The sequence below is a fragment of the Roseovarius sp. W115 genome (assembly GCF_032842945.2).
In the GTDB taxonomy this organism is placed as follows: Bacteria; Pseudomonadota; Alphaproteobacteria; order Rhodobacterales; family Rhodobacteraceae; genus Roseovarius; species Roseovarius rhodophyticola.
In genome coordinates this window covers 872270-892435 of the sequence record NZ_CP146606.1, presented here as the reverse complement: position 1 = coordinate 892435, position 20166 = coordinate 872270, and the positions used below count along the sequence as shown (strand labels likewise).

Annotated in this window: 16 protein-coding genes and 2 pseudogenes; 14 read left to right on the top strand and 4 right to left on the bottom strand. The window is 58.0% G+C overall.

Annotated elements, in window-relative coordinates; translation table 11 throughout:
- Window positions 1–3 precede the first annotated feature (3 nt).
- Window positions 4–588 (top strand): GNAT family N-acetyltransferase, encoded by a 585-nt coding sequence (locus RZS32_RS04545; protein WP_317055843.1) that lies wholly within the window; start codon window positions 4–6, stop codon window positions 586–588.
- Here the strand turns inward: RZS32_RS04545 and RZS32_RS04540 are convergent.
- Window positions 585–1367: a maleate cis-trans isomerase family protein gene (locus RZS32_RS04540; RefSeq protein ID WP_317055842.1), complete on the bottom strand. Its 783-nt coding sequence runs from the start codon at window positions 1365–1367 to the stop codon at window positions 585–587. The genes RZS32_RS04545 and RZS32_RS04540 overlap by 4 nt on opposite strands.
- 202 nt (window positions 1368–1569) lie before the next feature.
- Between RZS32_RS04540 and RZS32_RS04535 the strand changes: the two are divergent.
- The 5 genes and pseudogenes from RZS32_RS04535 to RZS32_RS04515 all read left to right on the top strand — a co-directional run bounded on the left by RZS32_RS04535 (window position 1570) and on the right by RZS32_RS04515 (window position 6204).
- Window positions 1570–2633 (top strand): annotated as a pseudogene (locus RZS32_RS04535) (Hint domain-containing protein).
- A 211-nt stretch (window positions 2634–2844) separates the two neighbouring features.
- Entirely contained in the window at window positions 2845–3465 is a 621-nt protein-coding gene (rpsD, locus tag RZS32_RS04530; protein WP_317055841.1) for a 30S ribosomal protein S4, read from the top strand.
- A 117-nt stretch (window positions 3466–3582) separates the two neighbouring features.
- Entirely contained in the window at window positions 3583–4683 is a 1101-nt protein-coding gene (hisC, locus tag RZS32_RS04525) for a histidinol-phosphate transaminase (RefSeq protein ID WP_317055840.1), read from the top strand.
- On the top strand, window positions 4680–5597 hold the full coding sequence (locus RZS32_RS04520; RefSeq protein ID WP_317055839.1) for a prephenate/arogenate dehydrogenase family protein: 918 nt from the start codon (window positions 4680–4682) through the stop codon (window positions 5595–5597). The genes hisC and RZS32_RS04520 overlap by 4 nt, the downstream gene beginning before the upstream one ends.
- 13 nt (window positions 5598–5610) lie before the next feature.
- On the top strand, window positions 5611–6204 hold the full coding sequence (locus tag RZS32_RS04515; protein WP_338550251.1) for an extensin family protein: 594 nt from the start codon (window positions 5611–5613) through the stop codon (window positions 6202–6204).
- On the opposite strand, the gene RZS32_RS04510 is transcribed toward RZS32_RS04515, so the two are convergent.
- Window positions 6201–7205, bottom strand: a complete 1005-nt coding sequence (locus RZS32_RS04510) for a DUF2125 domain-containing protein (protein ID WP_317055837.1) — start codon at window positions 7203–7205, stop codon at window positions 6201–6203. The genes RZS32_RS04515 and RZS32_RS04510 overlap by 4 nt on opposite strands.
- 81 nt (window positions 7206–7286) lie before the next feature.
- On the opposite strand from RZS32_RS04510, the gene RZS32_RS04505 reads away from it, so the two are divergent.
- The 3 genes and pseudogenes from RZS32_RS04505 to RZS32_RS04495 all read left to right on the top strand — a co-directional run bounded on the left by RZS32_RS04505 (window position 7287) and on the right by RZS32_RS04495 (window position 10763).
- On the top strand, window positions 7287–7817 hold the full coding sequence (locus RZS32_RS04505) for a gamma-glutamylcyclotransferase (RefSeq protein WP_317055836.1): 531 nt from the start codon (window positions 7287–7289) through the stop codon (window positions 7815–7817).
- Window positions 7818–7884: 67 nt separating this feature from the next.
- The gene (locus tag RZS32_RS04500; protein WP_317055835.1) at window positions 7885–9075 is read left to right on the top strand and encodes a biopolymer transporter ExbB; all 1191 of its coding nucleotides are present in this window, start codon (window positions 7885–7887) and stop codon (window positions 9073–9075) included.
- A 12-nt stretch (window positions 9076–9087) separates the two neighbouring features.
- Window positions 9088–10763, top strand: a pseudogene (locus RZS32_RS04495) (peptidoglycan -binding protein).
- Window positions 10764–10879: 116 nt separating this feature from the next.
- Here the strand turns inward: RZS32_RS04495 and clpA are convergent.
- On the bottom strand, window positions 10880–13213 hold the full coding sequence (gene clpA, locus RZS32_RS04490; protein WP_317055833.1) for an ATP-dependent Clp protease ATP-binding subunit ClpA: 2334 nt from the start codon (window positions 13211–13213) through the stop codon (window positions 10880–10882).
- Between the two features lie 150 nt (window positions 13214–13363).
- A complete protein-coding gene (gene gloB, locus RZS32_RS04485; RefSeq protein WP_317055832.1) occupies window positions 13364–14131 on the bottom strand; it encodes a hydroxyacylglutathione hydrolase in 768 nt (255 codons plus the stop codon).
- A gap of 63 nt (window positions 14132–14194) precedes the next feature.
- Here gloB and RZS32_RS04480 point away from each other — a divergent pair, with 63 nt between their 5' ends.
- The 5 genes from RZS32_RS04480 (at window position 14195) to atpD (ending at window position 20151) form a co-directional block, all read left to right on the top strand.
- Window positions 14195–14944 carry a class I SAM-dependent methyltransferase gene (locus tag RZS32_RS04480; protein WP_317055831.1) on the top strand — a complete coding sequence of 250 codons (750 nt, stop codon included), beginning with the start codon at window positions 14195–14197 and terminating at the stop codon, window positions 14942–14944.
- A gap of 766 nt (window positions 14945–15710) precedes the next feature.
- Entirely contained in the window at window positions 15711–16277 is a 567-nt protein-coding gene (locus RZS32_RS04475; RefSeq protein ID WP_317055830.1) for a F0F1 ATP synthase subunit delta, read from the top strand.
- Window positions 16278–17816 carry a F0F1 ATP synthase subunit alpha gene (gene atpA / locus RZS32_RS04470; RefSeq protein WP_317055829.1) on the top strand — a complete coding sequence of 513 codons (1539 nt, stop codon included), beginning with the start codon at window positions 16278–16280 and terminating at the stop codon, window positions 17814–17816.
- Window positions 17817–17829: 13 nt separating this feature from the next.
- The gene (locus tag RZS32_RS04465) at window positions 17830–18708 is read left to right on the top strand and encodes a F0F1 ATP synthase subunit gamma (protein WP_317055828.1); all 879 of its coding nucleotides are present in this window, start codon (window positions 17830–17832) and stop codon (window positions 18706–18708) included.
- Between the two features lie 18 nt (window positions 18709–18726).
- The gene (gene atpD, locus RZS32_RS04460; protein ID WP_317055827.1) at window positions 18727–20151 is read left to right on the top strand and encodes a F0F1 ATP synthase subunit beta; all 1425 of its coding nucleotides are present in this window, start codon (window positions 18727–18729) and stop codon (window positions 20149–20151) included.
- Window positions 20152–20166 lie beyond the last annotated feature (15 nt).

Sequence of the window (20166 nt, the reverse complement as noted above, 5' to 3'; positions counted from 1 at the left end):
GCCATGATAGAGACACGTGTCCTGACCGGAGCCGCGCTTGATATGGCTCTGGATGATCTAGCGCGACTGAGGATCTCCGTCTTTCGCGACTGGCCTTATATTTATGACGGTGATCTGGCTTATGAGCGCGATTATCTTCAGACCTATCGTGAGAGTGACGATGCGATCCTGGTTGGTGCCTTTGATGGGGGCCGTTTGGTGGGGGCATCGACTGGCACACCGATGGTGGACCACGCCGAGGATTTTGCAGCGGCGCTGAGTGGTGTTGGCATTGCTCTAGTTGACATCTTCTATTGCGCGGAAAGCGTGCTTTTGCCGGAGTATCGCGGTCATGGGGTGGGCCATGCGTTTTTCGATGCACGTGAGGCGCATGCGCGTGGTCTTGGGTGTACGCATTCGGCGTTTTGTGGTGTGGTGCGACCGGTGGATCACCCGCTCAGGCCTGAGGATCACCGGCCATTGGACGGCTTTTGGCACAGGCGGGGATATGCGCCCGTGGAGGGGGCTGTCGCGCAGTATCGCTGGAAAGATATCGACCAGCCCGGTGAGACCGATCACGACCTGCAATTCTGGATGCGGGCGCTTTAGAAGTCCCGCAACAGACGTCCCAGTCCGGGCAGCTTGTCGTTGACACCTGCCAATCGCAGGCAGTCCCAAAGCATTGCCTGATTGGAACAGATCACGGGTTTGCCCAAGCTCTGTTCTATTTCATCCACCACCTCAAGACTGCGCAGCGCCCCGCAACTGAGCAGCACGGCATCTGCATCGGGATGGTCAATCGCGCGGGCGTAGTCCTTGATATACTCTGGCGCCACGCGCACCATTTCGGTGTCATAGTGAAGCCCCATGCCATGGGCTGACAAAACCTCAAGACCTGCACCTGTCAGGTAGTCGACAACGGCGGTATTCAACGCATCGGTATAGGGGCTGCCAAGAACGATCTTTTTGGCTCCAATCGCTGCCAGTGCCTTGCGTACGCCGCCTGCCAGAGAGGTTGGGGTCGCGCCGGGCACGCCTTTGGTCAATTCCTCGCAGGTCTGCTGCTCGCCCACGGCAACGGTGCCAGAGGTGCAGGCAAAACAGATCACATCAAGCCCGTCGTCGGGCAAAATGCGCTGGGCGGCTCCGGCCAAAGACCCGCGCACCTGAGCCAGGCTTTCGGTCGAGATTTCGCGCGGCATGGTGGCGCGGGCAAAGAACGCACCGACGCCCGTGGGCATGTGTCGGATCATATCCTCTTCGATGGTTTGCTCATTGGGGATCAGCACAAAGCCAATCCGCGCCCGATCGTGTCGCCCGCCATCAAGTCGGGGTGGTGAGGACAACAGTGCCTCTGCAAATGTGTCGGGTGGTGTTCGCGGCGTCATTGGTTCACCTTCTCGATAAGGGTTTCTCAACGCTATACGCCCTGTCGCACAGACCAAAGGAGAAAATTCACTTATAGGTCTGTGACCAAAACACATGACGTCACGCAACATAGTTTCACCCAAGTGAATTCAGGGCTTCCCTCAGCGAATCACTTTTGTTAACCTTTGGTTAATAAAAAAATAAAAGGCAGGCATTCAGGTAATGGAAACGAGCTTTCGTGGCACGTTTGTTATCTCCTGGTCGCAGACAGAATTAGACGGTTTGGAAGAAGCGCCACTTGGGGCTTTGACCGTTGGGGCAACGTGGTCGTGGCGCGGGGATACTGTACGTGTAGATGGGCCAAGCGGCGTATTGCGGCTTGAGAACACAGAGCAAGATGAAACGCGGCGCAGATGCGCAGCTAAAATGGTCCGGCGGCTGGTCACAGCGGCGCGTACCAACACAACACAACTCGAACAGATAGACGTGAGCGAGGCGCTGACCGACAGTTGTTTCGTCGTCACCAACGGCATCAAGAGCTATACGATCACAGTCATCGAGGTCGGCGGCGGGGCGCAGCCTTTGCTGATGTTCCTCGACGAGGTGCCACCACGCGAGACCGAGATGTGGGTTGTGCATCACGCATTGCAGCAAACCAAACAGACCGCGCAGGGCACCGAAGAGGGGGTGTGATCTGCTTCACGCCGGGCACGCGGATTGAAACGCCTGAAGGGCCGCGATTGGTCGAGGAACTGCGCGAAGGCGATTATGTGCAGACCAAGGACAATGGTGCGCAAGAGGTTCAGTGGATCGGCAGCCGTCGGATGAGCGGCGCGCGGCTTTTTGCGATGCCGCATCTGCGCCCAGTGCGCATCCGGCCCGGTGCGCTGGGTCCGGACCGCCCCGATGCTGAGCTTTTGGTCAGCCCGGAACATCGCATGGTTCTGCAGGGTGATGTGGCGCGTGCGCTTTTCAACACGCCCGAAGTGCTGGTGGCGGCGCGGGATCTGGTGAATGACCGGTCCATTCTCGTCGATCTGGCGGTGCGCGAAGTGACTTACATCCACATTCTTTTGTCACGGCATCAGATCCTGTGGGCCAATGGTGTGGAAACCGAGAGCTTCCATCCCGCCAGTGCTGCTCTATCGGCCTTGGACCAAGAGGATCGGCGCCGGCTGCTTGAGATCAATCCGAATTTCGAGTTCGATCCGCAATCCTATGGGGCCTTTGCACGGCGGAGTTTGACGAAGTCCGAGACGGCCATTTTGCTGCACGAAGCCTCCTGAGACGCGGCGCGCTTGAACATTGCCTGCCGATGTCGCTCACATGGGAATGCCTCGCGCACACCTGAGCAGATCGCATGTTGACTCGCCCCGAAACGCCTGTATAAGCGCGGCTTCATTGGTGTTGGTGGCCCCCGCAAGGGGATACCTGTCGGCCCGGCCAAATCCGGGACAAGGACAACGCCCTCTCGAAACACGAAGAGGAGATCAGTCGATGACTAAAAGAACGGCTGCCAAGTACAAAATCGACCGCCGGATGGGCGAAAACATCTGGGGTCGTCCGAAATCCCCGGTTAATCGTCGTGAATATGGCCCCGGCCAGCACGGTCAGCGTCGCAAGGCGAAAATCTCTGACTTTGGTCTGCAGTTGCGTGCCAAGCAAAAACTCAAGGGCTACTACGGCGATCTGACCGAAAAGCAATTCCGCCGCATCTTCCGCGATGCCGAGCGTGCAAAAGGCGACACTGGTGAGTTGCTGGTGGGTCTGCTTGAGCGCCGCCTCGACGCGGTCGTTTACCGCGCGAAATTCGTGCCCACCATTTTTGCTGCACGTCAGTTTGTGAACCATGGCCATGTCCGTGTGAACGGCCAGAAGGTCAACATCCCCTCCTACCGTGTGAAAGAGGGTGACGTGATCGAAGTGCGTGATCGCTCCAAGCAGTTGGCCATCGTTCTGGAAGCAGCGCAGCTGCCAGAGCGCGATGTGCCTGACTATCTCGATGTGGACCATTCGAAAATGACTGCAACCTTCGTCCGCACTCCGGGCCTCGGCGACGTGCCGTATCCGGTGATGATGGAACCGAACCTCGTCATCGAATTCTACGCGCAGAACTAACCTGTTCTGCATCAAGTTAGAGAGGCCGCGACGGGGACCCGCCGCGGCCTTTTTCGTGTGTGAAAGGGATGGTCAAGGCGGGAGACGCTGGCTAGAACACCCCGCAGGGAGAGACCAATGACCAAAATCATGCCACAGCCTGGAATCCTTGAGATTGCGCCCTATGTCGGGGGTGCAAGCCATGTCGAGGGTGTCGCGAACGTGATCAAGCTCAGCTCGAACGAAAATCCGTTTGGGCCAAGCGATGCGGCGAAAGAGGCGTTTCGGCGCGCGGCACATGAGCTGCACCGCTATCCGTCGACGGATCATGCCGCGCTGCGCGGCGCAATTGCCGAGGTGCATGGTCTGAACAGTGATCAGATTGTTTGCGGCGTGGGCAGTGACGAGATCCTGTCGCTTCTGTGTCAGGCTTACGCCGGACCAGGCGATGAAGTCATCCACACCGAACACGGGTTTGCCATCTACAAGATCGCCGCCCTGGCCAACGGGGCGACCCCTGTTGAGGTGCCGGAGCGCGAACGGGTGACGGATGTTGATGCCATTCTTGCGGCGTGCACGGATGCAACCAGGCTTGTCTTCATCGCCAACCCCAACAACCCCACGGGCACGATGATCGGTGAGGCGGAACTGGCGCGTCTGGCGGATGGATTACCTTCACAGGCGATGCTGGTCATCGACGGGGCTTATGCAGAATATGTTGACGGTTACGATGGCGGCGCGTCGCTTGTCGAGACCCGCGAGAATGTGGTTATGACGCGCACCTTTTCCAAACTTTATGGTCTTGGGGGATTGCGCGTGGGCTGGGGCTATGCGCCAGCGCCGGTGATTGATGTGATCAACCGTATTCGCGGACCGTTCAACCTGAGCCAAGCGGCATTGGTGACGGCCGAGGCCGCAGTGCGCGATAAGGCCTGGGCCGAAAAATGCCGCTCTGAGAACACACGGCTGCGTGCCTGGCTGGCCGAGGCCCTTGCCGAGCACGGCGTCGTCTCGGACACGTCTACCGCCAATTTCGTGCTGGCGCGCTTTGCCAACCGGGCACAGGCAGAAGCCTGCGACACCTACCTTCAGGCCTCTGGTCTCATTGTGCGCCGTGTGGCGGGGTATAACCTGCCACATTGCCTGCGCATAACCGTCGGCGACGAACCAAGCTGTCGCCGGGTGGCCCATGCGATTGGGCAGTTCATGGGTGCAGGGGCACCCGGAGGCCAAGCATGAGCCAGATTTATGACCGCGTGGCGCTTATCGGGTTAGGCCTGATTGCGTCGTCAATGTTCTGGGCTATGAAACGTGGTGGCTTGGCGCGTGAGGTTGCCGGATACGCGCGGTCAGCCGAGACGCGTCAGACAGCCCGCGAAATCGGATTGTGCGATGTGGTTTGCGACACCGCCGTAGAGGCGGTGCGTGATGCTGACCTTGTGGTGCTGTGTGTGCCAGTGGGGGCCATGGGCGCGGTGGCCGAAGAAATTGCACCGGCGCTGAAACCCGGCGCCACTGTGAGCGACGTTGGTTCTGTCAAACGCGCCGTCATCGACGCCGTCGCGCCGTATTTGCCCGAAGGCGTGCATTTCGTCCCGGCGCATCCGATGGCAGGCACCGAGTATTCCGGCCCGACCTCGGGTTTTGCCGAACTTTTTGACGAGCGCTGGACATTGATTGTGCCCGATGGCGCGGACGAGGACGCCACACAACAGCTTGAGGCGCTGTGGCAGGGCATGGGTGCCTTGACCGAGCGGATGGACGTTGAGCATCACGATCAAGTCTGTGCCGTGGTCAGTCACATTCCCCATCTGATTGCCTACACGATGGTAGGGGTAGCCGATGATCTGCGCCGGGTGTCAGACCGCGAGGTTGTCAAGTTCTCAGCCGCTGGGTTTCGCGATTTCACGCGGATAGCCGCAAGCGACCCCACCATGTGGCGCGATGTGTTTCTCAACAACAAAGACGCCACACTGGATGTTCTGGGGCGTTTCAGCGAAGAGCTGTTCAAACTGCAAAGCGCCATTCGCGCAGGCGATGGCGAGCACCTGCATAGATATTTCACTCGGACACGCGAAATCCGCCGTGGTATTATTGAAGCAGGGCAAGATACTGGCGTACCGGATTTCGGACGCATCAAAAAGGCAGAGTGATATGCGAGTGGCGATGTTTTTTCCTTTGGTTCTAGCGAGTTGCGGTCTGATTGGTGGTGATAATGATGCCCCTGATCTGGTGGCGCGCGGCAATCTGTGTGGCGTGCCTGGGATTGAGGGTACTGTGATTGGCACGGTCGAAGGCCCCGGTGCCTGCGGCATCTCAAACGCGGTCTCTGTGACCTCGGTCGGCGGAGTTACGCTAAGCCAGGCGTCGAGCATGAACTGTAAGACGGCGCGCACGCTGCACAGCTGGACCACCAAGCAGGCCATTCCGACCATTGGCAACGCCGGCGGTGGCGTACGCAGCTTCAAGGTGGCGGCACACTATGCGTGTCGTACCCGCAATCATCAGCGGGGCGCGCGGTTATCAGAGCATGCGAAAGGCAATGCAATTGATATCTCGGAGTTTCGTCTGGCTGATGGCAGTGCGATTTCTGTGCTGAATGATTGGGGCGGCGGCAAGCGCGGTAAGATCCTTCGCAAATTGCACAAATCAGCCTGTGGTCCGTTTGGGACCGTGCTTGGGCCGAATTCGGACCGCCATCACCGGGATCATTTCCACTTTGACACGGCCAGCCATCGTGGCGGGGCCTTTTGCCGCTAACGCAGAACAAGCCTGGGGGCCGGGCCAATTGGTACTGGGCCAAGAAGCACCCGTCCGCCGCGCAGCCCCAAAGGAATGTCCAGAGTTTTGGGATTGCCCGCCAGTTGCGACATCAGCGACAGCCCGTCCTCAAGACTGCCTGCAAACCCTTCGGGGATCGCTCCGGTTTCAACCGCTAGCTTGAGGATATCACGCCAGTTGCGCGCCTTGATCGTGATCTCGCCTTCCGGGATGCCAGCGGCGTCCACTGTCATTTCGCCTGCGGCTTGCAATTCCAACTGCCCCCACCGCGCCTCGGCCAGTCGCAGATTGATCTTGCGTGGCTGAGGACGGGCAGTTTGGATCGCGTTAATGTCCCAAGGGGCATCAAAATCCACGGTCAGATCCGCAGACAGCGCGTCCAACGTGTCAGGCAAGGTGCCATTGGGGTCAATCTGAACCCGCCAATCGAGCGCGGGCGAAAATCCATCGGCCTTGAACCCCAACCTGTAACTGTTTTCGGCAACGGACTGGCGTTCAACCGCCAGGGTCAGCGCCTTGGCGCGGGTTGGCTCGCGTGCGCCTTCTTCCAGGACACTCAGCGCTTCGGCCGTCAGCGTTAAGCGATCCAGCGGCAGGGTTGTCGCGGCTTGCGTCACAAGGCTGGCGCGCATGTCTTCGCTGGCGAGATCATACTTTGCGAGGGGCGTCGCGATGCGCTGCTCGTTGGGCCAGACGGCAATCACGTGGTTCGGCTTGTAGCTGAGCGCGAAAATCTGAAAAAACGGTGCCTCCCAGGCGAGACCCGTTTCAGGATCGGCCAGAGAGACATCGCTGAAAGTCGTGTCGAACCGGTTGGGAAAGCCCTTGGTCTCAAGCGCAGACACCTCTGCCACCCAGCCCTCAGACCGGCGATCTTCAAACCAGGTATTAAACGCCGTGTTGACCCCAGTGGACCCCACAGCCCAATAGATCGACCAAGCCAAAGCCGCGATCACAATAACCGTTAGGAGTGCCCGCATCTGCCCGGCCCCTCTTTTCTGTACCTTTGGAATGGTGTTTAGAGCGATTGCAGAGAAGGTAAAAGCGCAAGAGGCGGGAATATGACGATGTGGGTGTTTGGCTATGGGTCGCTTGTCTGGAACCCCGGCTTCGAGCCGAGCGCGCGCGAACTGGCCACCTTGCCCGGCTATCACCGAAGTTTTTGCATGCGCTCCATCCATCACCGCGGCACAGAGGCAGAGCCGGGACTTGTTCTGGCACTTGATGAGTATCCTGAAGCTGTTTGTCGTGGCATTGCGCTGGCTGTCGCCGAGGGGCAGGAAGACAGCGTTCTTGCGTATCTGCGAGAACGAGAACTCATCTCTTCGGCCTACTTGGAAAAGAATTTGGGGCTGAGGCTTGATGATGGCCGCGAGGTCGAGGCCGTGACTTATGTGGTGGACGCCGACCATGTGCAATATTGCGGCGGGATCGCGCTGGAAGAACAGGCGCAGATCATATCGCAAGCCATCGGCGGGCGTGGCCCAAATGACGAATATCTTTACCAAACTCAAGCCCATCTGGCCGAGCTTGGCATCTCTGATCCCGATCTGGAGTGGCTTGTGAAACGGGTGCGGAGCCTGCGCGCATAAGACCTTGGCTTGACCGGCTTGAACGCGTAGGGTGAGCCCAAGAAAAACAGTGCCGGGAGCCGCGCAGATGGACTTGCCGGACCGTGAGGTCGAGCCGCAGTTTTCACACCCCATCAGACAGATCGTTCTGATGCTTATTGTGCTGGGGCTGACCGGCGCCGGGGCTTTTCTTCTGTTGCCGAGCGTCCTGCCTGTGTTTCAGGCCAACCCCTATCTCAACGGGTTTATCCTATTTGTCTTTTTCATCGGCGTGCTCGCCTGTTTCTGGCAGGTCTTCCAGTTGAGCGGGTCCAAGCGCTGGATTGAAGGTTTTGTGGCCAACATTCCCGGCCATGATATTGCACAACCGCCGCAACTCCTTGCCCCATTGGCGACGCTCTTGCGACAGCGCAAAGGCAAGCAGATGAAAATCGCGTCGACCTCGGCGCGCTCGATACTCGACTCTGTGGCACAGCGCATCGACGAGGCGCGGGAAATCACGCGCTACATCGTCAATATGCTGATCTTCCTGGGGCTTTTAGGGACGTTTTATGGTCTGGCCACGACCGTGCCTGCCGTGGTCGATACGATCAGGAGCCTCGCCCCGCAGGAGGGCGAAGGTGGGGTAGACGTGTTCAACCGCCTGATGACCGGTCTTGAGGCGCAGCTTGGCGGTATGGGTGTGGCCTTTGCGTCGTCTCTTTTGGGACTGGCTGGCTCACTTGTTGTGGGGCTATTGGAACTCTTTGCAGGGCACGGTCAGAACCGGTTTTACCGCGAATTGGAAGAATGGGTCTCGACGATCACTCGGGTAGGTTTTGCCGCGGGCGATGGCGATGGATCGGGTGACGCCGGGGTCATCGCCGGCGTGGTGGATCATATGGCCGAGCAGATGGAGAGCCTTCAAACCATGCTCACCCAATCGGATGTGAACCGCGCCATGGTTGATGAGAAATTGGGCCTCTTGGCGGATTCGGTTGAGCGGCTCACGCATCGGATGAGTGAGAACAATCCAATGAACGAGGCACTGGCCCGGGTGGCTCAGGGTCAGGAGGCGCTTTTGGCCAAGCTTTCGGATCAGGCCGATATGCCAAGTGACGGCATCGACGCCGAAAGCCGGATGCGCCTGCGGTCTATTGACGTGCAAATGCTGCGTATTCTTGAAGAGATCAGCGCAGGTCGACAGGAAAGCATGTCAGAGCTGCGCGGTGATCTGTCGGCGTTGACGAAATCCATTGCACAACTTGGTCTGCAAGCCCGTCGCTCGGGCGGATCATAGGAGGGCGTCTCGATGGCCCTCTCGCGGCGCACAGGTGCACGGTTTCAGGCCTCAATCTGGCCCGGCTTTGTGGATGCGATGACCGGTCTTTTGCTGGTGCTCATGTTCGTGCTGACGATCTTTATGATTGTGCAATTTGTGTTGCGCGAAACCATCACGGGACAGGCGGATCGGCTTGATGCTCTTTCAGCTGAAGTCGCGGCGTTGGCGGATGCTCTGGGGCTGGAACAGGATCGCAGCGCCACGCTCACCGAGCGGGTCGGCGCGCTGACAGCGACGCTTGGCGATGCACGCGCGCGCGAAGAGGACCAAGCGGCACAAATTGCCGCCCTTCAAGGTCAGACTGCAGAACAACAGGCGCGCATTGCCAGCTTTGAAGAGCAAGTGGCGGGACTTCTGGCCCAGCGTGACGAAAACCTTGGACAGATTGCCGATCTGGAAGGTCAACGTACAGAGCTCTTGAGCGAACAGGAACAATTGCAACTGGCCCTTGCCGGGTTGCGCGATGAGATTGATGCGCAAAGTGAAGTCGCCCGTTTGGCGGCGGCGCGGAGGAAGCGCTTGAGGCCCTCATCGCTGATCTGCGCAAGCAGAGTGCTGAGACTGAGGCGGCTTTGTCGGCGCAGGTCAGTGAGCTTGAGACGCAATTGAGTGATGAGGAAAAGGCACGGCTTGCGGATGCCGCAGCCGCCGAAGCACTGCGCGAACGCTTGCAAAGCGCTGACACCGAGCTGACCGCCATGACTCTGGCGCTTGAGGAACAGCGGCGCAAAGCAGAAGAGACGTTGACCTTGCTTGCCGCCGCCGAGCTGGCGTCGGAGGACCTCAAGACAGAACTTGCAGCTGAAATTGCGGCCCGGCTCGCCGCCGAAGCCGAAGACGAAACGGCGCTGAGCGAAGCCGAGGAACGCGCGGTGCTTCTCGCGCAAGCTCAGCAAGCCTTGGCGGAGCAAACGGAAATCTCGACAGAAGCGCAACGCCAGCAGGCGCTCTTGTCGCAACAAGTCACGGCCCTGCGCCAGCAACTGGGCCAGCTACAGGCGCTTTTGGACGATGCTCAGGCGCGTGAAGCGGCGACAGATGTGCAGCTTCAATCGCTTGGCAACGAGTTGAACACGGCCCTCGCGCGTGTGGCGTCCGAAGAACGCCGACGGCGCGAGTTGGAAGAGGCCGAACGGGTGCGTTTGGAACAGGAAAAGGCTGATCTGGAAAACGAGAAGGCCAATCTGGAGCGGTTCAGATCGGAGTTTTTCGGGAGGTTGCGTGATGTGGTTGCGGCGCAAGAAGGCGTGCAGATCGTCGGCGACAGGTTTGTCTTCTCCTCCGAAGTACTGTTTGCACCGGGCGCGGCCAACCTCTCGCCCGAAGGTCTGGATGATCTTGCCACCGTGGCCGCAATCCTGCGCAATATTGCGAGTGACATTCCGCCCGAACTCAATTGGGTCATCCAGGTGGATGGACACACCGATGACGTGCCGATTGTTGGCAGTGCACTCTTTGCCGATAACTGGGAACTCAGCCAGGCGCGCGCCCTGTCTGTGGTGCGCTATATGAGCGAAAACCTTGGCATCCCGCCTGAGCGCCTCTCGGCGAATGGTTTTGGGGAATACCAGCCGGTAAATACCGACACCACGCCGGAGGCGCGTGCACAGAACCGGCGGATTGAGTTGAAGCTCACCGAGAAATAAGCGCTACGGGGCGCGGAAACGCAAATTTCCACGGGCAAAATCGGCGCAGATCTTGTGTGCTCAACGAAAAACGCCCGATCTATCGCCGGGCGTTTCCTGATCCATATGTGGCGTTTTTAGTCCGCGGTCAAAAGCGGAGGCTTTTTGCCCGACAGACGCGGACGTTGTGGCCCCTCAACCCGCAGGTCAATCTGCCCGTCTTTCACACCCACTTTGACGATGCCGCCTTTGGCCAATTTGCCAAACAGAAGTTCCTCGGCCAAAGGCTTCTTGATGTGCTCCTGGATGACACGGCCCAGCGGACGCGCACCCATCTTGTCATCATAGCCCTTATCGGCCAGCCATTCTGCGGCCGGGCGGGTCAATTCGATGGTCACATTGCGATCCATGAGTTGTGCTTCAAGCTGCAGTACAAACTTTTCAACCACTTGCAAAATGACCTCTTTGGGCAGTGGCGCAAAGGAGATCACCGCGTCCAGACGGTTGCGGAATTCTGGCGTAAACGTCCGCTCAATCGCAGCCGTGTCCTCGCCCTCACGGCGGTCGCGCCCAAAACCGATGGCAGCCTTGGCCTGTTCCGTGGCCCCGGCATTCGAGGTCATGATCAGGACCACGTTGCGGAAATTTACCGTCCGTCCATTGTGGTCAGTCAGGTTGCCGTGATCCATGACCTGCAACAGGATGTTGAACACATCCGGGTGCGCCTTCTCGATTTCATCAAGCAAGAGCACGCAATGCGGATGCTGATCCACGCCATCGGTCAAAAGACCGCCCTGGTCAAAACCCACATAGCCCGGAGGCGCACCGATCAGACGGCTGACCGCGTGTTTTTCCATGTATTCCGACATGTCAAACCGCAGCAACTCTACGCCCAGCGTATCGGCCAGCTGCTTGGCAACCTCGGTCTTGCCCACGCCAGTGGGTCCGGCAAAAAGATAGTTGCCAATGGGCTTTTCCGGCTCGCGCAGACCCGCACGGGATAGCTTGATCGCCGAAGACAGCGCGTCAATCGCCTTATCCTGGCCAAACACGACCCGTTTGAGCGATTTTTCGAGGTCTTTGAGAACCTCGGCATCGTCCTTGGACACGTTTTTCGGCGGAATTCGGGCAATCTTGGCCACCACGGCCTCGATTTCTTTGGCACCAATTGACTTGCGCCGCTTGGAGGCGGTCAAAAGATGCTGTGCTGCACCAGCTTCGTCGATCACGTCGATAGCTTTGTCCGGCAGTTTGCGGTCATTGATGTACCGCGCCGACAAATCAACCGCCGATTTGATCGCATCATTGGTGTATTTCACGCTGTGATGTTCCTCGAAATAGGGCTTGATCCCCTTCAGGATTTTCACGGTATCTTCAACCGTGGGTTCCACCACATCGATCTTTTGGAACCGGCGGCTGAGCGCGCGGTCCTTTTCAAAATGCTGGCGGAACTCTTTGAACGTGGTCGATCCCATGCAGCGCAGCTTGCCGCCCTGCAACGCAGGTTTCAGTAGGTTTGAGGCATCCATAGCCCCGCCCGATGTCGCGCCTGCGCCAATCACAGTGTGAATTTCGTCGATGAACAACACCGCATCAGGATGCTCTTCCAACTCTGTCACAACCGCCTTCAATCGCTCCTCAAAATCGCCGCGATAGCGCGTACCAGCCAGCAGAGCGCCCATATCTAGTGAAAAGATGGTCGTGCGCGAAAGAACCTTTGGGGTCTCGCCCCCAACGATCTTATGCGCCAAGCCTTCGGCAATAGCGGTTTTGCCAACGCCTGGATCGCCCACCAGAAGCGGGTTGTTCTTACGGCGGCGGCACAGAACCTGAATGCAGCGTTCAACTTCGCTGTCTCGACCGATCAGCGGATCAACATCGCCGCGGCGCGACTTTTCATTCAGATCGACGCAATATTTTGCAAGAGCACTCTCTCCATTTTCAACCGCTTCGGCTTCGGTATCCGACTTGGACCCTTCCTCGTCGGAGCCTTCAATGCCCTGCACCGGGCGAGACTCTCCATAGGCCGGGTCTTTTGCAACGCCATGAGCAATGAAATTCACCGCGTCATAGCGTGTCATGTCCTGCTCCTGCAGGAAATAGGCCGCATTGCTTTCGCGCTCTGCGAATATTGCCACCAGAACGTTCGCTCCTGTGACCTCCGTTCTGCCGGAAGATTGAACATGAATAGCCGCGCGTTGAATAACACGCTGGAATGCCGCCGTTGGGACCGCCTCAGAGCCCTCGATATCCGTCACCAGATTGGACAAATCATCGTCGATGAACTCCACAAGAGTTGTCCGTAATTCTTCGGTGTCTACGCTACAGGCCTTGAGCACGCGGGCCGCATCCGGCTCGTCGATCAGCGACAAAAGCAGATGCTCCAGCGTTGCAAACTCATGCTGTCGTGCATTGGCCAGCGCCAGCGCGGCATGGATTGCCTGTTCAAGACTGTTCGAGAATGACGGCACGATCGTGCTCCTTATTGTTTCAGGCACCCGCTCGACCAGAGACTATGGCCTTATAGTTAAAGTGTGGTCGATCTCTGGCCGCCTTCAAGGGCTTTTTTCAAAACCTGATCACATTTCCTCTCAAATGAAGCATTTGCACACATCTTGTGATCAGAAATTGTCCTTTCTGGTCCGTATTTCAGCAAAAACTGTGACTGCATTTGCCCCTGTCATGCCCAAATGGGCCTGAATGCCGGGGTCAGCAGCACGCAAAAACGGATTTGTAGCCAGCTCTTCAGAAAGACGGGACGGGACTGTTGGGCGTCCCTGTGCTCGGGCGGCATCGACCGCCTCAATCCTCGATATAAGGTCCGGATTATCCGGATCAATGGTTAACGCAAACCGTGCGTTGGCGGCTGTGTACTCGTGACCTGAGCACACAGTCGTTTCCGGCGGCAGGGAGGCCAGCTTTGACAGGCTATCCCACATTTGCGGCATCGTGCCTTCAAACACCCGGCCACAGCCCAGAGCCATCAGGCTGTCAGCGGTGAAAACCACTGCGCTTTGCGGAAAATGAAACGCGATATGTCCGACGGTATGGCCCGAGACATCCATGACATGCCCGGTCTCGCTGCCGATTGAGACGGTGTCGCCTTCGCTCACCGACTGGTCAAGCGGCGGCAATCGCGCCGCATCGGCGGCGTGGCCCACAACCTTTGCGTCATGTTGCGCCAAAAGGTCAGAGAGCCCTTGGACGTGGTCTGCATGGTGATGCGTGATCAGAACCTGAGTCGCACGCCAGCCTTTTTCAGCAAGGGCATTCAGAATGGGTGCCGCTTCCGGCACATCCACCACAGCCGTCTCGCCCGTCGCCGGGTCATGCGCCAGGTAGGCGTAATTGTCCGAAAGGCACGGGATGGTTTCGATTTGCAATGTCATGGTCCTGACCTCATTTCCGGGTTAGTGTTATGCCAAGACTGACGGATCACGCCCGGAGCCGCAATGCATCTTGATGTGCAGGATCTTCGCAATTTCTATTATCGCAGCGCCCTTGGGCGAGCGGTGCAGAAAACCCTGCGTGAAGAAATCCGGCGCCTCTGGCCGGAAGCCAAAGGTCAAACCGTGGCAGGTTACGGTTTTACGGTGCCATTCCTGCGGCCTTATCTGAATGACAGCCGAAGGGTGCTTGCCCTTATGCCAGCCCCGCAAGGTGTCATCCGATGGCCGCGCGATCTTCCAAATGTCAGTGTGCTTTGCGAAGAAACATACTGGCCTGTGGAAACCGGACATATCGACAAGTTGTTGGTGATGCATGGGTTGGAATCGTCCGAACGCCCGCGCGACTTGCTCGAAGAATGCTGGCGTGTTCTGGGGCCTGGAGGGTCTGCGCTATTTGTGGTGCCCAACCGTGCCGGGCTTTGGTCACGCAGTGACCGAACGCCCTTTGGCAACGGCCGGCCCTACAGTCAGTCGCAACTCGAAAACCAACTTAAATCGCATAGCTTTCTTCCGGAGGCACATGTGACGACGCTGTATCAGCCGCCCTCACATCGTCGCTTTTGGCGCAAGACCTCTGGTATGTGGGAAAGCCTTGGTGGCAAACTATCGTTTATTGCCGCTGGCGGTGTTCTGATTGTACAGGCCAGTAAACGCGTGCAGGCTCCAAGCAGTGGATTGGGTATTCGTGAAACGGTGCGACGTCCGCTGGAAGTGCTGACGCCGAAACCCAAGGCTGGCGTGAAACCCGTTTAACGCTTTTTTCTTTTTGCCAGAAACCCGGCAAAACCCCCACGGCGATACCAACAGCATCGGCCACCCAGTCGCCCCAATCACCGGAGCGCCCAAAGCTGGGCTGGACCAGTTCAATCATGCCACCAAAGATCAACGCTGAAATTGCCAGCTTGGGTATAAGCCGAGGCACGGCCACGCTCAGCGGAAGCACGAGCAGAGTAAAGGCCAACGCGTGCGCCTGTTTATCAATGAGCGGAAACGACCCTTCGCCCGACCCTGGTGGCTTCAATGTTCCCCAGAGGATCAATGCCGCGAACAGCACGGTGAGCATCAGCGCCCATCGCGGCAGTGCCGCCTTGCCAGAGTCGGTGACATTCTTCATTTGGTTCTGTTATGACGCCGAAGCTGCGGGTACAATTCCTGTTTCCTCAATTATTGGTCCAGCTGCGATAGCGGTAACACCGCCGAGCCGGTTCGGGGGTGCCACAATAGGTGTGAATTCTCGTAGCAGCTCGATCCATACGGTAAGGAATCGCAAAATACTGAGAAAACATGTGTATTTTTCGTGCACTAAATTTGCGCATTCGGTCGCATCTCATTTAAGTCACTGATAAATAATAAAATTCAAAGGAGAGCGTAACGCCTCAACTGTCTTGCGAGGGACCAAAGGCTCTGTTACACCGCAGCCGAATTTGGGTGTTTTGCCAGTTACATCAACAAAAACGCCCCCGGGGAGACTGCCAAGTTAGCCGTCTTTAGCTTAAGCCGGGGCCAAAACTTCGGAAGGGTGGACGTGTCCGAACCAGCTTCGATCTCCTCCGGCATTGCCGAACGCTATGCCACCGCCATTTTCGAGCTCTCCAAGGATGCCAAATCACTGGCCAAGCTCGAAACCAACCTGACCGATCTGACCGCTGCTTTGAATGAAAGCGCTGATTTGCGCGATCTGATCTCCAGCCCCGTGCTGGGCCGGGCCGATCAGGGTGCCGCAATTCAGGCTATTGCGGATAAGATGGGCCTTGTTGCTGAACTCAAGAACGGGTTGGCCCTTATGGCCTCCAAGCGCCGTCTCTTTGTATTGCCGCAACTTGTGCGCCAACTCGCGGATCGCATCGCCGAAGACAAAGGCGAAGTAACAGCAGATGTGACCAGCGCCGTTGCGCTCAGCGCTGCTCAATCCAAGAAACTTGCCGCGTCGTTGAAAAAGACCGTGGGCAAGGACGTGAAAATCAATGCGACCGTCGATGAAAGCCTCATTGGCGGTCTTGTCGTTAAGGTGGGCTCGAAAATGATCGACACGTCGATCGCCTCGCGCCTGAACTCCCTCCAGAATGCAATGAAAGAGGTCGGATAAATGGGTATCCAAGCTGCAGAGATTTCTGCGATCCTAAAGGACCAGATCAAGAATTTCGGTCAAGAAGCCGAAGTCGCCGAAGTAGGCCGCGTGCTGTCGGTTGGTGACGGGATTGCCCGTGTCCATGGCCTTGATAACGTGCAAGCCGGTGAGCTTGTCGAGTTCCCAGGCAACATCATGGGCATGGCGCTCAACCTGGAAACAGACAATGTCGGTGTTGTGATCTTCGGCTCTGACCGCGACATTAAAGAAGGGGACACTGTCAAACGCACCAAGTCCATCGTGGACGTGCCAATCGGTGACGAACTTCTGGGCCGCGTTGTGGACGGCCTTGGCAACCCGCTTGACGGCAAGGGCCCGATCAAAACAAAGAAACGCGGCATTGCAGACAGCAAGGCCCCCGGCATCATCCCACGGAAATCTGTGCATGAGCCAATGGCAACCGGCCTGAAATCCGTTGACGCGATGATCCCAATTGGCCGTGGCCAGCGGGAGCTGATCATTGGCGACCGCCAAACTGGTAAAACAGCCGTCGCTCTCGACGCCATGCTGAACCAGAAGGTCTACAATGACGCTGCAGGCGACGACGAGGGCAAGAAGCTCTATTGCGTCTACGTTGCTGTGGGCCAGAAACGCTCCACCGTGGCACAGCTGGTAAAGAAACTCGAAGAAGCTGGCGCGATGGAATACTCCATCGTTGTGGCCGCGACTGCGTCCGACCCGGCCCCGATGCAGTTCCTTGCGCCATACTCCGCCACAGCGATGGCTGAGCATTTCCGCGACAATGGCCGTCATGCTCTGATCGTGTATGATGACCTGTCCAAGCAGGCTGTGGCGTATCGCCAGATGTCGCTGCTTCTGCGTCGTCCACCCGGTCGTGAAGCCTATCCTGGTGACGTTTTCTACCTGCACTCCCGTCTGCTGGAACGTTCGGCCAAGCTGAACGAAGACAACGGCGCGGGCTCCCTGACGGCTCTGCCGATCATTGAAACCCAAGGCGGCGACGTGTCGGCCTTTATTCCGACTAACGTGATCTCGATCACAGATGGACAGATCTTCCTTGAAACGGAACTCTTCTACCAGGGCATCCGCCCCGCCGTGAATACCGGTCTGTCGGTGTCTCGTGTGGGATCATCGGCGCAAACCAACGCGATGAAATCGGTTGCCGGTCCGGTGAAACTTTCCCTTGCGCAGTATCGTGAGATGGCGGCCTTTGCGCAGTTCGGTTCCGACCTTGATGCGGCAACACAGCAGCTTCTGAACCGGGGCGCGCGTCTCACAGAGCTGATGAAGCAGCCGCAATACTCGCCTCTGACCAACGCTGAGATCGTCTGCATGATCTACGCCGGTGTGAATGGCTACCTCGATAAGATTGAGGTCAATCAGGTGGGTCGTTTTGAGGCGGGTGTTCTCAATCACCTGCGCTCCAAGCACCAGGGCTTGCTCGACATGATCACCAATGAAGACCCCAAAATTAAGGGTGACGCAGAGGACAAGATCAAGGCCGCGCTGGACGAGTTCGCCGCTGACTTTGCATAAGGGGGACGAGGCAGTGCCAAGTCTTAAAGACCTTAAAACAAGGATCGAGTCGGTCAAATCGACCCGCAAGATCACCAAGGCCATGCAAATGGTGGCCGCCGCAAAACTGCGGCGCGCGCAGGAGGCGGCAGAGATGTCGCGCCCCTACACAGAGCGGTTTAACCATGTGATGGGCAAGCTTGCCGCATCCGTGGGTGACAGCGAAAGCGCGCCAAAGCTGCTGCGCGGCACAGGCGATGACAAAGTGCATCTGCTTGTTGTCATGACCGCCGAGCGCGGTCTGTGTGGTGGTTTCAACGGCAACATTGCCCGGATGGCCCGTCAGGAAGCCGAAAAGCTTCTGGCTGAGGGCAAGACGGTCAAAGTGATTACTGTGGGCAAGAAGGGCCGGGATGCGATCAAACGCGATCTGGCTGATAAGTTCATTGACCATGTCGATCTGACCGCTGTGCGCAATGTGGGCTATGCGGATGCACAGACCATCGCGCAGAACCTCTTGGACCGCTTTGATGCGGGTGAGTTTGACGTCGCCAAGATCTTCTACTCGAAGTTCCAGAACGTCGTGACGCAAATCCCAACAATGCATCAGGTCATCCCGGCGGATTTCTCTGCCGAAGAGGGCGCTGAGGACGATGGCGCTTTCTACGACTTTGAGCCTGACGAAGAGGCCATTCTGCGCGAGCTTCTGCCTCGTGGTGTGGCCACAGCCATTTTCAGCGGTCTGCTGGAAAATGGTGCGTCCGAGCAAGGCGCGCGGATGTCTGCGATGGACAACGCCACGCGCAACGCAGGCGAGATGATCGACAAACTGACCATTCAGTTCAACCGCTCACGCCAGGCCGTGATCACCAACGAACTGATCGAAATTATTTCGGGCGCGGAAGCGCTCTAAACGAACCGGAGACGAAACATGGCAAACGCAAAAGGCAAAGTGACCCAGGTCATCGGCGCCGTGGTGGACGTTCAGTTTGACGATCACCTGCCCGAAATTCTCAACGCTCTGAATACAGAGAACAACGGTAAGAAACTGGTTTTGGAAGTGTCGCAGCACCTTGGTGAAAACACGGTGCGCTGCATCGCGATGGACGCCACCGAAGGTCTTGTGCGCGGTCAGGAAGTGACTGACACCGATGGCCCGATCATGGTGCCCGTGGGCAATGCCACTCTGGGCCGGATCCTGAACGTGGTGGGCGAGCCTGTGGACGAAGGCAAGCCGCTCAAAGCCAAGGAAACCCGGGCCATTCACCAACCGGCCCCAACATTTGAAGAACAGTCAACCGAATCCGAGGTCCTCGTGACCGGGATCAAGGTTGTGGACCTTCTGGCCCCTTACGCGAAGGGCGGTAAAATCGGCCTCTTCGGCGGTGCGGGTGTGGGCAAAACCGTCCTCATCATGGAACTGATCAACAACATCGCCAAAGTGCACTCGGGCTTCTCCGTGTTCGCGGGCGTGGGTGAGCGGACCCGCGAGGGCAACGACCTTTACCACGAGATGATCGAATCCAACGTGATCAAGCCCGACAATCTGGAAGAATCTCAGGTGGCCCTGGTCTATGGCCAGATGAACGAACCTCCCGGAGCGCGCGCACGTGTGGCGCTGACCGGTCTGACACTGGCAGAACAGTTCCGTGACCAGTCCGGGACAGACGTTCTCTTCTTCGTGGACAACATTTTCCGCTTTACGCAAGCGGGCTCCGAGGTGTCGGCTCTGCTCGGCCGTATCCCCTCGGCGGTGGGCTACCAGCCAACGCTGGCGACCGACATGGGCGCGATGCAGGAACGGATTACATCCACGAAAGCGGGGTCAATTACGTCCATTCAGGCCGTCTACGTGCCTGCGGATGACTTGACCGACCCTGCGCCTGCGACGACCTTTGCGCACTTGGACGCGACAACGGTTCTCAGCCGTGCGATCTCCGAGCTGGGCATCTATCCTGCGGTGGACCCGCTTGACTCCACGTCTCGTCTGATGGACCCGGCGATTGTGGGTGAAGAGCACTACCAAGTGGCGCGTGACGTGCAGGGGATCCTGCAGCGTTACAAATCCCTGCAGGACATCATCGCGATCCTCGGCATGGACGAACTCTCGGAAGAGGACAAGCTGACCGTGGCCCGCGCCCGGAAAATCCAGCGTTTCCTCAGCCAGCCGTTCGACGTGGCGAAAGTCTTCACCGGCTCTGACGGTGTTCAGGTGCCACTCGAAGACACGATCAGCTCGTTCAAAGCGGTTGTGGCCGGCGAGTATGACCACCTGCCAGAAGGTGCCTTCTACATGGTGGGCGGCATCGACGAGGTGAAAGCCAAAGCCGAGAAGATGGCGGCCGAAGCGGCCTGATGTTGTGGTGGGGTG

Bases quoted from the DNA above. Each gene is read 5' to 3' on its own strand.
- RZS32_RS04480 (WP_317055831.1), top strand. From the start codon at position 14,195: ATGCATCTTGATGTGCAGGATCTTCGCAATTTCTATTATCGCAGCGCC.
- atpA (WP_317055829.1), top strand. From the start codon at position 16,278: ATGGGTATCCAAGCTGCAGAGATTTCTGCGATCCTAAAGGACCAGATC.
- RZS32_RS04545 (WP_317055843.1), top strand. From the start codon at position 4: ATGATAGAGACACGTGTCCTGACCGGAGCCGCGCTTGATATGGCTCTG.
- RZS32_RS04520 (WP_317055839.1), top strand. From the start codon at position 4,680: ATGAGCCAGATTTATGACCGCGTGGCGCTTATCGGGTTAGGCCTGATT.
- hisC (WP_317055840.1), top strand. From the start codon at position 3,583: ATGACCAAAATCATGCCACAGCCTGGAATCCTTGAGATTGCGCCCTAT.
- RZS32_RS04505 (WP_317055836.1), top strand. From the start codon at position 7,287: ATGACGATGTGGGTGTTTGGCTATGGGTCGCTTGTCTGGAACCCCGGC.
- gloB (WP_317055832.1), bottom strand. From the start codon at position 14,131: ATGACATTGCAAATCGAAACCATCCCGTGCCTTTCGGACAATTACGCC.
- RZS32_RS04500 (WP_317055835.1), top strand. From the start codon at position 7,885: ATGGACTTGCCGGACCGTGAGGTCGAGCCGCAGTTTTCACACCCCATC.
- RZS32_RS04515 (WP_338550251.1), top strand. From the start codon at position 5,611: ATGTTTTTTCCTTTGGTTCTAGCGAGTTGCGGTCTGATTGGTGGTGAT.
- RZS32_RS04510 (WP_317055837.1), bottom strand. From the start codon at position 7,205: ATGCGGGCACTCCTAACGGTTATTGTGATCGCGGCTTTGGCTTGGTCG.
- RZS32_RS04540 (WP_317055842.1), bottom strand. From the start codon at position 1,367: ATGACGCCGCGAACACCACCCGACACATTTGCAGAGGCACTGTTGTCC.
- atpD (WP_317055827.1), top strand. From the start codon at position 18,727: ATGGCAAACGCAAAAGGCAAAGTGACCCAGGTCATCGGCGCCGTGGTG.
- rpsD (WP_317055841.1), top strand. From the start codon at position 2,845: ATGACTAAAAGAACGGCTGCCAAGTACAAAATCGACCGCCGGATGGGC.